This window comes from Microcoleus sp. B13-B6 (genome assembly GCF_036705405.1).
Lineage (GTDB): Bacteria > Cyanobacteriota > Cyanobacteriia > Cyanobacteriales > Microcoleaceae > Microcoleus.
In genome coordinates this window covers 104140-117823 of record NZ_JAUBUJ010000001.1, presented here as the reverse complement: position 1 = coordinate 117823, position 13684 = coordinate 104140, and the positions used below count along the sequence as shown (strand labels likewise).

General features: G+C 44.7%; 11 protein-coding genes. 6 read left to right on the top strand and 5 right to left on the bottom strand.

Annotated elements, in window-relative coordinates; all coding sequences use genetic code 11:
• Positions 1-67 precede the first annotated feature (67 nt).
• The 5 genes from QUB35_RS00465 to QUB35_RS00445 form a co-directional block, all read right to left on the bottom strand.
• Entirely contained in the window at positions 68-3493 is a 3426-nt protein-coding gene (locus tag QUB35_RS00465; protein WP_333138320.1) for a helicase-related protein, read from the bottom strand.
• A 104-nt stretch (positions 3494-3597) separates the two neighbouring features.
• On the bottom strand, positions 3598-4347 hold the full coding sequence (locus QUB35_RS00460) for a Uma2 family endonuclease (RefSeq protein WP_333138318.1): 750 nt from the start codon (positions 4345-4347) through the stop codon (positions 3598-3600).
• Positions 4348-4524: 177 nt separating this feature from the next.
• Entirely contained in the window at positions 4525-4935 is a 411-nt protein-coding gene (gene vapC / locus QUB35_RS00455; protein ID WP_333138315.1) for a type II toxin-antitoxin system tRNA(fMet)-specific endonuclease VapC, read from the bottom strand.
• Positions 4932-5186 carry a hypothetical protein gene (locus QUB35_RS00450; RefSeq protein WP_333138313.1) on the bottom strand — a complete coding sequence of 85 codons (255 nt, stop codon included), beginning with the start codon at positions 5184-5186 and terminating at the stop codon, positions 4932-4934. The genes vapC and QUB35_RS00450 overlap by 4 nt, the downstream gene beginning before the upstream one ends.
• A gap of 428 nt (positions 5187-5614) precedes the next feature.
• Positions 5615-5755, bottom strand: a complete 141-nt coding sequence (locus tag QUB35_RS00445; protein WP_333138311.1) for a hypothetical protein — start codon at positions 5753-5755, stop codon at positions 5615-5617.
• A gap of 55 nt (positions 5756-5810) precedes the next feature.
• On the opposite strand from QUB35_RS00445, the gene dnaK reads away from it, so the two are divergent.
• From dnaK to QUB35_RS00415, 6 genes are all read left to right on the top strand, one after another.
• Positions 5811-7931 (top strand): molecular chaperone DnaK, encoded by a 2121-nt coding sequence (gene dnaK, locus QUB35_RS00440; RefSeq protein WP_333138309.1) that lies wholly within the window; start codon positions 5811-5813, stop codon positions 7929-7931.
• 131 nt (positions 7932-8062) lie between these two features.
• Positions 8063-9223: a J domain-containing protein gene (locus QUB35_RS00435; RefSeq protein ID WP_333138307.1), complete on the top strand. Its 1161-nt coding sequence runs from the start codon at positions 8063-8065 to the stop codon at positions 9221-9223.
• Positions 9224-9326: 103 nt separating this feature from the next.
• On the top strand, positions 9327-10265 hold the full coding sequence (locus QUB35_RS00430; RefSeq protein WP_333138305.1) for an Rpn family recombination-promoting nuclease/putative transposase: 939 nt from the start codon (positions 9327-9329) through the stop codon (positions 10263-10265).
• Positions 10266-10405: 140 nt separating this feature from the next.
• Positions 10406-12862, top strand: a complete 2457-nt coding sequence (locus QUB35_RS00425; protein WP_333138303.1) for a dynamin-like GTPase family protein — start codon at positions 10406-10408, stop codon at positions 12860-12862.
• Between the two features lie 153 nt (positions 12863-13015).
• Positions 13016-13372 carry a KGK domain-containing protein gene (locus QUB35_RS00420; protein ID WP_333138301.1) on the top strand — a complete coding sequence of 119 codons (357 nt, stop codon included), beginning with the start codon at positions 13016-13018 and terminating at the stop codon, positions 13370-13372.
• A 9-nt stretch (positions 13373-13381) separates the two neighbouring features.
• Positions 13382-13627, top strand: coding sequence for an HNH endonuclease (locus QUB35_RS00415; RefSeq protein WP_333138299.1), 246 nt, complete (start codon positions 13382-13384; stop codon positions 13625-13627).
• Positions 13628-13684: the final 57 nt, after the last annotated feature.

Below are 13684 nucleotides of genomic sequence, written 5' to 3'. Positions count from 1 at the left end.
ATTTTCAATTCATGAGTCGTCTTTAGACGACTTTCGCTATTAGACAGGGAATTCATTCCCTGGCGGACTAGCTGGATGGTGAGAGGAATGGCGGACTGACAGCTTTCTCCTGAAACAAGCCTAAAGAACAAATAATCATCGGTTCCCGTTTGTCTTCGTCTTCATTGACTATACACAAACGGTCATCCATCCGCAAACCCACGACTAATTCAGCTAATTGTCGATCGCCAATCCCGCTTTTTAACTGCCGATTTAACGTGTCAATTGCCGACTGGCGCAGGGGATAGCGGTAAATTTCATCGATGGCTTTTGACAATTCATCGGATGCAAATATTGTACCATTCATTTCCTTAAAGTAACTCTTCAAACGTTCATAGGTTCGGAACCTGGCCCCGGAAGGCCTGCCCAATTGTCCGCCCGCAGTTAACTCTTCTTCTGCTATCAACTCTGCACCTTTTGTGACTAATTCGTGATGCTGTTTGTCTCTGGGAATTGCTGGTGTCGCTTCGTCGCAGGCTGCAATTCTGAGGATTCCGAGTTGCGATTGACTAACGCTATTGCCATCGCGATCGACCCAAATCAACGAATCATTTCCCTCGGCGGTTTTCATGTACAATAAAACTCCTTCTGGTTGCAAGGGTGCGGGAGTATGATTGCGAGTTGAATAAACTACATTTGGCATTGACTCAATGGTTTTTTTCAAAGTTGGGTTGTTGTCCGTGGCATTTTTCCAAATTTGAAAAGCTTCGGATGTTAAGTCAACTTCGGCATCTTCTTCGCCATCTAAAATTCCTGATTTTTCATTGTAAATATCGAGAATTACTTGAGGTGAGTCATCCTCAAAAAATGTCTCATCAGTTCCGACGACTTCGGCATTTTCTTGCAAGCGTCGGCGCAGTCTTTCGCGCAGGTTGATAATGCGATCGACTCCTTCGTCTGGCAAAAACGAATAGCACAAAATGCGATCGGCTTTTTGACCGATTCTGTCCACCCTTCCCGCCCGCTGAATTAACCGAATAATTGCCCAAGGTAAGTCATAATTAACGATAATCGCACTGTCTTGTAAGTTGTGACCTTCACTCAGAATGTCGGTGGCAATTAAGATTCGCAATTCTCGTTCTGGGGAGATTTTGTCACGCTTACCGTTGCTAGTCGGACTAAACCGAAATGTGAGTTCGGTGGGGTCTTTTGATTTACCTGTCACCGATGCAGCGCCCGCAATATTTAGCTTAGTTAAATTATCAGTTATATAGCGGACTGTATCGGCAAACTGAGTAAAAATTAATACTTTCTCATGGGGGTGAGTTTCTGTGAGCAATTTCACCAAAGCAGCTAACTTTTCATCGGGTTGAGAATGCCATTTACCGCAAGTTTGCAAGACTTCTATCAGACAGCGGGCATCTGCTAGCAAATCCCGTTTTAACTTCTTGGTATCAAAAAAGTCGGATTTGAGCCATTTAAACCTGCGCGGGTAGCGCGTTTGATATTCTCGATAAACTACTTCTGCCCGCTGTTTAAAACTCTTTTCGCTTAACAGCAATTCTGCTTCAATATCTAAAGTTTCGCCCGCATCATCTTCGATTTCTTCGCTTTCAAAACTGCTAACCACCACAGAATCAGCATCTTCATCGCTGTTGCGGGTATCCAACAAGTCTGCATCCTGGGTGCCGATCGGAATATCGGAGTTTTGGTCGATCGCATATAAATAGATAAAATTCCGCAGGATGTGGCGCTCGATCGACTGAATAAAGGCACTGCCGCTGCTTTCTAGGCGTTTAAACAGGTTTGTCCGCGAAAATCCCATTAACCGCCGACCCCCACGAAATAGGGCATTTAACTGTCGCTGTTCTGCTTCAGTCGGCTGTTGTTTGGGTTTTTTGGCGATGTAATTTCCCAGCCCGTAACGCGGCAGATTTAGTGCATTGATGACTTCGACAATTTCCTCAAAGTCAAGCTGGGAGTTAGTTGCGGAAGTTTCCGAGGAAAACTTAATGGTTTTGGGAAGGCGATCGGGAAAATAGGATCGCGTGCGATCGGCAAATTCTAGATATTTGCGCTTCTTCTCTGCGTCAGTTTCCGCATAATTTTCTTTAATAAAAGAGCGAGTGCGCCTCACCATGTAGTGCTTCATCAAATCTCGCCAATCATCAGGATGTTCGCTTTTTTCAAAAGCAGCCAAAGAGCGCACGGAACATTGATGCCGCTTAATAAATTCTAACTCTCCTTGACTGCCTCCGCCCAATTGATTCAGCAAAGCTTCGGGCCGCAGTCCTAAATTTTGGTCTTCAGGAATAAACAGCCGCAACTGAGAAGATAAATCTAAATAGGTTTTGTTGTAGGGAGTTGCTGAAAGCAATATACATTTACTTTCGTTGATGGCAATATATTCTTGAATCGCTCGATATCGCTTGCCTTCTCGGTTTCGGAGGTTGTGACTTTCATCAATTAACACAACTCGATAGCGCCGCAATTCTGGCAATTCTTGCTGTACCAGACTGATGGATAACACTTTGGCACCCAGGTGATATTTATAATTATACTCATCCCACATTTTTACCAAGTTTTTGGGACAAATAATCAGGGTTTCCAAGAAACAGTCTTCTTGTAAAATTTTGGCGATCGCAGTTCCGACTAAAGTTTTACCCAACCCTACAACGTCGCCAATAATTACGCCTCCCCGTCTGGTAATGTGACGGGCGGCTAACTTAACGGCTTCTTCTTGAAATTTAAATAAACCCTTAAAAGCGCGGGGAATCTGAAACTCAGCAATACCTGCGATCGCCTCGCGGGACAAATGATAGACAATGTTGAGATAGATGTGATAAGGTGGAATTAGTTCTGCTCTAGCCCAACTGCGATCGATAATTTCTGCGAGTTCTTTAGAAATATCAACACAGCCGTATTCTTCCCAGCGATCGTCAAACCATTTTTGCAACTTATTACAAGCATCAAAATCTAAAATATCAATATTCAATTCCCCTTGTTTTGACAGTCCCGATAAAGTCAGATTGCTGCTGCCCAAAAAACCTACAATTGGGCTGTTTGGGTCTTGACGATGAACGAGATAAAGTTTAGCGTGCAGTGGGTAAGCTAAGAATAATTTAACAATAACTTTTCCCGTTTTAATCTGATAGCTTAACCTGCGTAAGCCCTGCTCGTCGCGATCGTTGGGAGCCCCTATCGTCAACTGGTGGCGAAATTCCTCAGCCATCCGTTTTTTGAGCCGAATAATGGCATTATTGTCAATCCCCCCGTGATGGGAAATTAGGCTAAAACTAGCATTCAATTCATCCGCAGGCAAACTTTGCATTCCCACCAAAAGGCGGCAGCAAGCTCCTTGGTTTCCCACATATGCTTCTATTAAATCGCCAATTCTCCGCCATCCCCGAAGATTGAAATAGCCCACACAAAAATCTGCCCGATAGGAGAGTTTAATGGTGTCTCGCAATGCTGGTAGCAGTGATTGTTCGATGTTGTCAAAAATGCGCGGCACTTGGTTTCCTCTGTTATATTAGTTGTACATAAAAAAGTTTGTAGTAAGGACTTTAGTCCTTGAAAAATCACATGGAAGGACTAAAGTCATCACTACAAACCTGCTTACAATTGCGGTTCAATTCCAGCCGATCGCAATTGAGCGCGCAATTGCTCTAATTGGTCTTGGGCGCGATCGGCTCTTTCAGATCCAGATAACAACAGATTCCCTTGACTATCCCACCAGCGCAACCAAGGTAATTCCACATTTTGATACCTTCCTTGCCAAATTCCCAATTCCACTCCTAACGGTGCAATGGGATAATGACCGCGATCGTTTGCAGCAACTAATTGATACCTATCTTCGATCATGTGATAGACTTCAACGCTAGCCTTAGTTACTTCATAAATTCCGTAAAAGGCCGGATGGATGACATTTTCATAAATCCAGAATTTCCCCGGCTTAGTTTCCTGTTGACCCGATCGCAACAAAGGCGTTCTGTCCCGTTCTTCTGCACCATTGCCCGATACAAACTCTAACACAATTAACGGTGCTACAAATTCTTGCCACATCACATAAGAACGGCGCAATTGACCGTCAATAGTTGGCGGAACATTGGGCACATAAAACCAGTCTGGCGCTTCTGCACCCTTTTCTAACGGGTCAGTTAATCGCCAATAAATGCCGCAGTCTTGACCGATGCAATAGTTACCATCTAGATGAATGCTTTGGAAGACGGGAGTAATTGAATCGGTTAACAGAATGCTTTGGGGATGTTCTTGAAAGTTTTTCACAAAAGTGCCGTCGGATTCTGGTAATTGAGTGTGATCCGGCCAGCCTGCGGGATTGTTTTCTACATCTAGGGTGAATTTCATAGTTTTATTTTTTTGATTGCAGGCATTGTTGGAGCGAGATTGTGATTGTAGGCGAACTCGATACATCTAATACCAAATTCATAAAATAGCGCTACATATCTACCCCCCCCAACCCCCCCTTATTAAGGGGGGGAGTAAAACTTTCTATGTAGCATAACTTTATGAAATTGGTATAACTCAGACCTCTATCTCCCAATCTTCCAGACGCAAACCCTCAACACGGCTGAACTCGCGGGTATTGTGAGTTACAAGAATTAGGTTGTTGGCAAGAGCAATAGAGGCAATCAAGAGGTCATTAGGGCCGATAGGTGTCCCAGATGCAGCTAGCCCGGCGCGAATTTGACCGTAAATTAGGGCAGACTGGTCATCAAAAGGCAAACTTACAAACTCATTGAAAAAACGTTCTAGTCTAGCTAGATTGCTATCTTGACGAGAACTTTTAAAAGCACCCCAGTAAAGTTCTGCTTTAACTACAGAGCATATTGCTACATCACCTGACCGAATCATTGCTAGTCGGCGAGATACCGATGAGTTGCGGTCTGGATTTAACAAACGGATGCAAGTATTGGTGTCTAAAAGATAAATCACAGCAATTCTTCCCGGATTTCATATTCCAACTGATCGGGACGAACAAGCGGTTCTCCTTCCCAACTTCCTATTACTGTCTCAAAAAAACCGGGAGACCAGCCTAAATCTTCCGGTTTTTTAGCCTCAGTTGCTGGTGTTATGCGCTGGAAAACTACAATAACTTCTAAATCTGTATCTTTTATCCCAACCGGGACTTGCAAATGCAACATCCCGTCTGATCCGACGTGCGATCGCACTTTAATGCTTTGCATAACTCTTGCCTCCTTAAGTTTGTAGTGAAAATTAATCTTGTCAGGACTTACGCATCTATGCCCAAGAAACCGGGTTTTTTACCGAATCTGTGGGTGAGTGCGAAAGATTTTCGTAAAAAAACCCGGTTTCTGACCACCCGTGCGTAATTCCTACTTGTAATAACCTCAATCTTCATCCCACTTATCTTTAACTGCTTTGCCTTTTAGATTGAGAAACTCAACTGACTGTAATAATTCTAATCCGGTCACTCAGGCTACCTCTATGTTAATGATAGGATAACTTTTGCTCTCCATTCTAACTGATATCTTGCACCATTCTCAATTAGGCTTTTATGAACAGGCAAGATGCCTGTTCCACAAGAACATTGAATTTTTGTGGAACAGGCATCTTGCCTGTTCTTGAGAATGGTGCAAGATATGAGTTCTAATCAATTTACTCCTCGGTTGCTGCGCCAAACCGTATCGAAAAAAGGTCGATCGCACCCAGCCAACCCCAGCAACCTGAACCGCAGGTGAGGCAATCCCCCTGCAGCCCCCGCTTCTCGACGCGGTACAATAAGTGCAATCATACTTAACGCTTATATTGAAAAAGTTACACACAACGCCACAGGAGACAACTGACGCATGGGTAAAGTAGTTGGCATTGACCTCGGAACAACAAACTCAGTAGTAGCCGTCATGGAAGGCGGCAAACCGGTTGTGATTGCCAATGCAGAAGGGATGCGGACAACTCCCTCGGTAGTCGCTTTCACAAAGGAAGGAGAACGCCTTGTGGGACAGATGGCCAGACGCCAGACTGTTCTCAATCCGCAAAACACCTTTTACGCCGTCAAGCGGTACATCGGACGCAAATATACCGAACTGACTCCAGAATCAAAGCGCGTCCCTTACACAACTCGCCGCGACGAAAACGGGAACATCAAAATCAAGTGTCCCCGCCTGAAAAAAGATTTTGCCCCAGAGGAAATTTCGGCGATGGTTTTGCGGAAACTGGCCGATGAAGCCAGCCGCTATCTGGGACAAGAGGTAACGGGGGCTGTAATTACTGTTCCCGCTTATTTCAATGACTCGCAGCGACAGGCGACGCGAGATGCTGGACGAATTGCCGGACTTGATGTCAAACGGATTTTAAATGAGCCGACGGCGGCTTCTTTAGCTTACGGTTTGGAGAGGCGAGAAAGTCAAACTATTTTAGTGTTTGATTTGGGCGGCGGTACTTTTGATGTGTCGATTTTAGACGTGGGAGACGGAGTATTTGAAGTCAAAGCAACTAGCGGCGACACTCAATTGGGCGGCAATGATTTTGACTCCAAAATTGTGGATTGGTTGGCAGAACAATTCTTAGAAAAAGAAGGAATTGATTTGCGACGCAACCGGCAAGCTTTGCAGCGCTTGATCGAAGCGGCCGAAAAAGCCAAGATTGAACTGTCGGGAGTCGGTGTCACCGAGATTAATTTGCCATTTATCGATGCGAATGAAGACGGGCCTTTGCATCTGGAAACGCGACTAACTCGCGGTCAATTTGAGGGGCTGTGCACAGATTTGGTGCAGCGGCTACGGCGGCCGGTGAAACAAGCTTTGGCTGATGCAAGTTTGAGTCCTTCTCGCATTGATGAAGTTGTGCTAGTCGGCGGTTCGACTCGCATTCCTTTGGTGCAGGAAGTTGTTCGCAGTTTGATCGATCGAGAACCGAATCAAAATGTGAATCCCGATGAAGTTGTGGCGGTGGGTGCGGCAATTCAAGCGGGTATTTTGGGTGGGGATGTCCGCGATGTGCTGCTGTTGGATGTGACGCCGCTGTCGCTGGGTTTGGAAACTATCGGCGGGGTGATGAAAAAACTGATTCCTCGCAATACTACTATTCCCGTCAGGCGATCGGACATTTTTTCCACTGCTGAAAACAACCAAACTGTGGTAGAAATTCACGTCATCCAAGGGGAACGGGAATTAGGCAGAGATAATAAGTCTTTGGGACGGTTTAAACTAACTGGAATTCCGCCGGCACCGCGAGGGATTCCGCAGGTGCAAGTAGCTTTTGATATTGATGCTAACGGGATGCTGTTGGTGACAGCTTTGGACAAAACTACCGGCAGGGAACAAAGCATTACTGTGCAAGGTGCTTCGACGCTGAGTCAGCAGGAAGTGAATCAAATGATTCGCGATGCGGAACAGTTTGCTCAAGCTGATAAGTTGCAGCGGGAAAGGGTAGAAAAACGCAATCGCGCTGAAGCTTTAGCTTATCAAGCTGAGCGGCAGTTGCGAGAAGTTGCGCTCGATCGCGGAATGCAGTTTGCTCAAAGAAGCCGCCAGCGAATTGAAACTTTAATTCGGGAATTGCGAGACAGTTTGGAACGCAATGATGAGCGGGGAGTTGACCAAGTTGGTTCGGATTTGCAAGATGCTCTTTACGATTTGAGCCGGGAAGTTTCAGCTTTTGCTGATGATGACGATGATGATGATTTCTTTGAGTCTGTGAAGCGGACTTTTACGGGCGACGGTACCAAGCGGCGCAGCGATGACAACAGCTATTATCAAAATGCTAAACCGTACAGGCGATCGACTGTCGATCCAATTCCCGATCGTCCCTACGATCGCACCGGCGATCGAATGGGCGATCGAATGGGCGATCGAATGGGCGATCGAATGGGCGATCGAATGGGCGATCGTAGAAGCAGTGCTAATCGCCCCACTCGCCCTTATCAAAATCAAAGCGACGATTGGGATGATGACGACGATTGGCTCTAATTAGTGGTTAGTCATTAGTCCCTAGTCATTAGTCCCTAGTTTGAAGCAGGGAAGCAGCATGACTAATGACTAATGACTAATAATTAATGACTAATGACTAATGACTAATAACTAATGACTAATGACTAAATATGCAGAATTTTCGCAATTACTATCTAATTTTGGGAGTGCCCAAAGATGCCACGGCTGATGAGATAAAAAAAGCCTATCGACGGCTAGCCAGACAGTTGCACCCTGACGTAAATCCAGGGGATCAATCTGCTGAAGATAAGTTTAAGGATATTAATGAAGCTTATGATATTCTTTCCGATATCGAGAAGCGCGCTCAATACGATCAGTTTAGTAAATTCTGGAAACAAAAGGGATTTCAAGGAAAGCAAGGGGTGCGACTTCCCAATTTCAAAACTTGGGGAAACACTAAAAATACTCGCAAAAAACCGACCGAAGATGTCGATTTTAGTGATTACTCGGATTTTAATAAATTTCTCGATCAAGTGCTCGGAAGGCGCCGAGAAGTGAGGATGGCGACAGCGAATGATACACAGGGAGTAGCCTCCTCGGAACCGTGGAGTACGGCTTCTAAGAAAACGAGTTATGTGGCTAATTCTCGCCCACCTAGAAGGGATTTTGACGATCGCGAAATGCGACGAGAAACAGACGATCGCGAAATGCGACGGGAAGCAGTCGATCGCGAAATGCGACGGGATGTGGACGATCGCGAAATGCGACGGGAAGCAGTCGATCGCGAAATGCGACGGGAAACAGTCGATCGCGAAACGAGAAGAGACATTGAGGCCAGGCTAACTCTGCCTTTGGAAAGGGCTTATTCGGGTGGTACTGAGCGAATTCGTTTGGAAGATGGGCGAGCGATCGAGGTGACTCTGCCTCCTGCTATGGTATCAGGCCAGCGGATTCGCTTGCGAAATCAAGGTATGGGCGGCGGGGATTTATATTTGAAAATCACGGTTTCTCCCCATCCATTTTTTCGATTGGAAATGTCGGATATTTGCTGCGAATTGCCACTGACTCCCAGCGAAGCGGTGTTGGGGGGAGAGGTGGAAGTACCGACGCTAGACGGCTTGGTAAAGATGAAATTGCCACCGGGAGTAACGTCTGGAAAGCGGTTGCGACTGGCTAACAAAGGCTATCCAACAGGAAATGGCGATCGGGGCGATCAATTGGTAGAAATTCAGGTGTTAATCCCCAAGGAAATTAGCGAGGAGGAACGGGAATTGTACGAAAAATTGCGGCAGATAGAATTTTTTAAACCGCGTCAAAATTTGTCGGTTTAATTCTGTAGCGTGCAATGCACACCAGAAGTTTGGTTGCTATAATCTAGTAGGGTGCGCCTCCCGCACCTGAAGACTTAACTATTACAAATTTACCCTTACCAATATGTTCACATTCATCAATCCTAAAACTGATTTTGCTTTCAAAAAAATATTCGGTTCTGAAAATAGCAAAGACATTCTCAAGAGTTTTTTGAATGCCTTGCTGTATGACAGTCAGCCCACCATCGAAAGTTTGCAAATCCTCGATCCTCATTCACTACCGCTAATTCGAGGTCTTAAGGATACTTACGTCGATATTAGAGCTCAGTTAAATGACGGCACAAATGTAATTATCGAGATGCAGGTTTTGAACGTAGAGGCTTTTGAAAAGCGGATTTTGTACAATGCAGCCAAAGCTTATTCAACGCAATTAGAAACAGCAGAACAATATGTAATGTTGAATCCAGTGATTGCCTTGACCATCACTGATTTTGAGATGTTTGAGGATTTTAGGAAAGTAATTTCGCGGTTTGTCCTGAAAGAAAGAGAGTTCTTGAGCGATTATCCTATTTTCGATTGTGAATTGGTTTTTGTTGAGTTACCCAAGTTCCAAAAAAGTTTGAACGAGTTAGAAACATTAACCGATAAGTGGATTTATTTTCTCAAAACTGCTAGGGACTTAAACGCAGTACCTGCAACAATGGAAGAGGTGCCAGAGATTAGTCAAGCATTTGCAATAGCGACTAAAGCTAATTTGAGCTATGACGAATTAAGCGAGTTGCAAAAACAGGAAATTTACATCCAAGACCGTCGGGGAGAAATCACTAAAGCCGTCAGCATAGCAACAGAAAAAGGCAGACAAGAAGGAATTAAGGAAGGACAAATAGCACTGATTGTTCGTCTGTTGGAACGCCGTGTAGGTGCTGTCACTCCCGAAGTTCAAAGTCTAATTGGGGAATTGTCGATCGACCAATTGGAAAACTTAGGAGAAGCCTTGTTAAATTTTAACGACATATCAGATTTAACAGCTTGGCTGCAAACACAAGATTTACCCGCAGAATAGCCGTTAGCGGAGCCCTCGAAGAGGATCGCACTTTCAGCAATCCCGGATCGCATAAGTAAAATTACTGTTGTGATTATTCCTGAACTAGCAGAGAATTAAGACTAAGGTAATTTTCCCACAATCAGGAGCAGTCTGCCGCGATGACTCAAATGCCCCCTCAATGCAACAATCTGCAAGAGCAAGTTGACTCTTTACTGCAACTGCTGCGTCAGGAATCCTCTTTGCGACAACAAGATATCACGGCGGTACAAGCTTCTCTGAAAAAGGCAATTTCTCCTGAGTTTGAAATTGTGTTTGCTGGCGCTTTCAGTGCGGGAAAATCCATGCTAATTAATGCTTTGCTGGAGCGGGAATTGCTCTACAGTGCAGAAGGGCACGCGACAGGTACTGAATGTTATATCGCCTTTGCTGAGCCGGAAAAAGAGCGGGTTGTTCTCACTTTTTTGAGCGAGTTTGAGATTAGCCAGCAAGCTTCTGTGCTTTGCCATCAGTTAGGTTTAGCTACTGAACTTAATATTAATCAAACAGATGTAGTGTCGCTGTTGTCTCAGGGATGTAACATAATTATTGAAACGGAAGGCGGCGAAAATAAATCCGAGGTTGCCAAAAAAGCTAAGGCTTTGATGCTGCTGTTAGAAGGTTTTGAGGCAAATCGCGATCGCATCCAAACTCTCGAAAACGCTACCTACTCGATGGAACAGTTTAATTTTTCCAATCTCAAGGAAGCTGCTAGTTATGCCCGTCGCGGTAGTAACAGCGCTGTACTCAAGCGAGTTGAATATTACTGTTATCATCCGCTGCTGCAAGATGGCAATATTATTATCGATACGCCGGGAATTGATGCACCAGTGCAACGGGATGCAGAATTGACTTATGATAAGATTGAAAGCCCGGATACTTCGGCGGTTGTGTGCGTTTTGAAAGCGGCTTCGTCTGGGGAAATGACGACGGAGGAAACCGAGTTGATGGAAAAGACACGGGGAAATCCCGGAATTCGCGATCGACTGTTTTACATTTTTAACCGCATTGACGAAACTTGGTACAACACGCAACTGCGACAGCGCTTAGAAAATCTGATTAATTCCGACTTTCGCGATACTGCCAGAGTTTACAAAACTAGCGGATTGTTGGGATTTTACGGGAGTTTGATTCGAGGGACAACAGGGCGCGATCGCTTTGGTTTAAATACAATCTTTGCCAGCAGTCAAGGGCGAGTTTCGGGAGATGATAAATTAGATTCAGATTTTTTTAGTAATAGTGAAGAAACTCCGCAATTTGTTAGTGAATTTAATCGCTACTGTGCGAATTCCGGCAAACTGTCTCCGAGCAAATTTCGCATTTCAGTGAACAGCTACGAAACACCCAATGAAAACTACGTGCGGATTCTTGCAGAACAAGGACAACCATTAATTGCTCAATTAATTCAAGATAGCGGCATCGAAGATTTTCGCACAGCCATCACCCGTTACCTCACAGAAGAAAAACGCCCGCAACTGTTCAAAAATTTAGCTGACGATTTAGAAGATTTGTGCATTCAACTGCGGAAACATTACCAAACAATTCAGCGGAATTTGGACAGCCAGCCCCGCGAAATTGAAGCAATGAAAGCACAGGAACTTTTGCGACTAAATCAAGAGTTGCAGCAAGTCGGACAGGATTTTCGGGAACATATCGCCGAAGAAGTCAATGAAATGATTATGAACAGATGCGATATTTTCGATATAGACTTTCGGCAACTGCAATCTCGGATGATCCGGCGCTTGGATGAATTGTTAGACGGATTTTCTGTTGAGGCGGCTTACGGACGCACTTTGCGGAATCATCCCCGCAATGCCACAGCACCTTTAATTGCTGTTTTAGTTGAAGCGCTTTATTATTTAGCGAATCAGTTGGAAGATATTTTAGTAGAGGCTACTAAGTCACTGGTTGATAATTATTTTCAGTATTTGAAAGATAGCGTTCGCAAGTCGGAATACTATCGATTACTCTATCGGTTGTTAGGGAACGACGGGGGAATTGAACAGCAGTTAGAGGAGTTATCAAAGCGGGTTTCTGATGCTTTGGTAAATGCGGCGGGCGTTGAGTGCGATCGCTACGTGCGAGAAAGTCCCCGTTTTTACGACGAAGGCACATTTTCAATTTATCAATTCCGGGAAACTTTGCAGCAAACTTCTCAAGGTTTCGACTGCGAAAACATGGTGGACGCCCAACCGGCAATTAGGCAATTATTGCGGCTAGATTTTGAGCCAAAAGTATCTAGAACTATTCGGCAAACTTTCCGCCAAACTGTCAACCAAACCCTGAAAGAGCATTTGTTGCCGCTGGCCCAAAAGCAAGCTGATGATATTTTACAGAAATACAGTCAAGCCCGCGATTATTTGGAGCAAACTTTGGCACAGGAAGCGGAGGAAAAGATTGCTGGGAATCTGCGGCGGCAAGCTGAGAATGAGCAGAAGATTCAAGAGTACGATCGGGCGGTTTCTGGGATTAATAGTTGTTTGCAGGCGATGAAGTTGCACGAGCATTTGTTGCCTGTAATTGGACAAAATGATAGCGTGTCGGTGGATGGTGAACAATTGGAATCGGAATGGGGGTAATTGAAATACCGGGCGAATTACATTCGCCCGGTATTTTTGCTTGGTTTGTGTAGACGCGATTTTCCTCGCCCGGTATCTATTCAAACTAAATAATACTTGTACAAGTTTCACCAAAAACCCTTATAATTACAATAGCCAAAACCGGAAATAAAAATGAATGATAACTTTGATTCACTGAAACGTGACGATGTGGTGTCTGTATATTCGGATCACATTTTAGTCACCAACCGCACCTTTACAATAAGTGAGTTTATTGCAGCGATGATGACTCTAATAAAAGCTCAAGCGGGATGGACAGAATTAAAAGAAACTTGGTTTAGAGAAGGAATAGATTGTAAAATACTTAAGCCTGGTGCGAAGAGTTGGCAAAGAGGAAAAGTGAGAATTACTTTAGAGTTTCAGCCTGAAGAGCTTGAAGTTGGAGAAATTGCCGAAACTGGAAAATCAGCAGATACTAAAGTTGTTTCTCCTCTGGAAGATTTGCGTCAAAAAATGCCTAAAGAGAGTTAGCAAAACAAGATGACTAAAACCCCTAGAATCCCCATTCCCCCAGAAGTCAGAAAATATGTATTTACTCGCAATAAATACCAGTGCCAAAGCTGCGGCCAAACCAAACTAGAAACCCAACTGACGATCGATCATATCATCCCCCTAGCGCGCGGCGGCAGCAACGACATCAGCAACTTGCAAACCCTCTGCAGCGCCTGCAACCAAAAGAAAACCGACAAACTAGACCCGCGCTTCCGCCGTCACTTTGACCTTTGATATTTAACAGTATTAGGACTTACACACCGGACTCCAGAAACCGGGTTTTTTTACGAA

Coding starts and splice junctions, on each gene's coding strand:
- QUB35_RS00460 (WP_333138318.1), bottom strand. CDS start 4,347: ATGAAATTCACCCTAGATGTAGAAAACAATCCCGCAGGCTGGCCGGAT.
- QUB35_RS00450 (WP_333138313.1), bottom strand. CDS start 5,186: ATGCAAAGCATTAAAGTGCGATCGCACGTCGGATCAGACGGGATGTTG.
- QUB35_RS00445 (WP_333138311.1), bottom strand. CDS start 5,755: ATGATTGCACTTATTGTACCGCGTCGAGAAGCGGGGGCTGCAGGGGGA.
- dnaK (WP_333138309.1), top strand. CDS start 5,811: ATGGGTAAAGTAGTTGGCATTGACCTCGGAACAACAAACTCAGTAGTA.
- QUB35_RS00435 (WP_333138307.1), top strand. CDS start 8,063: ATGCAGAATTTTCGCAATTACTATCTAATTTTGGGAGTGCCCAAAGAT.
- QUB35_RS00430 (WP_333138305.1), top strand. CDS start 9,327: ATGTTCACATTCATCAATCCTAAAACTGATTTTGCTTTCAAAAAAATA.
- QUB35_RS00425 (WP_333138303.1), top strand. CDS start 10,406: ATGACTCAAATGCCCCCTCAATGCAACAATCTGCAAGAGCAAGTTGAC.
- QUB35_RS00420 (WP_333138301.1), top strand. CDS start 13,016: ATGAATGATAACTTTGATTCACTGAAACGTGACGATGTGGTGTCTGTA.
- QUB35_RS00415 (WP_333138299.1), top strand. CDS start 13,382: ATGACTAAAACCCCTAGAATCCCCATTCCCCCAGAAGTCAGAAAATAT.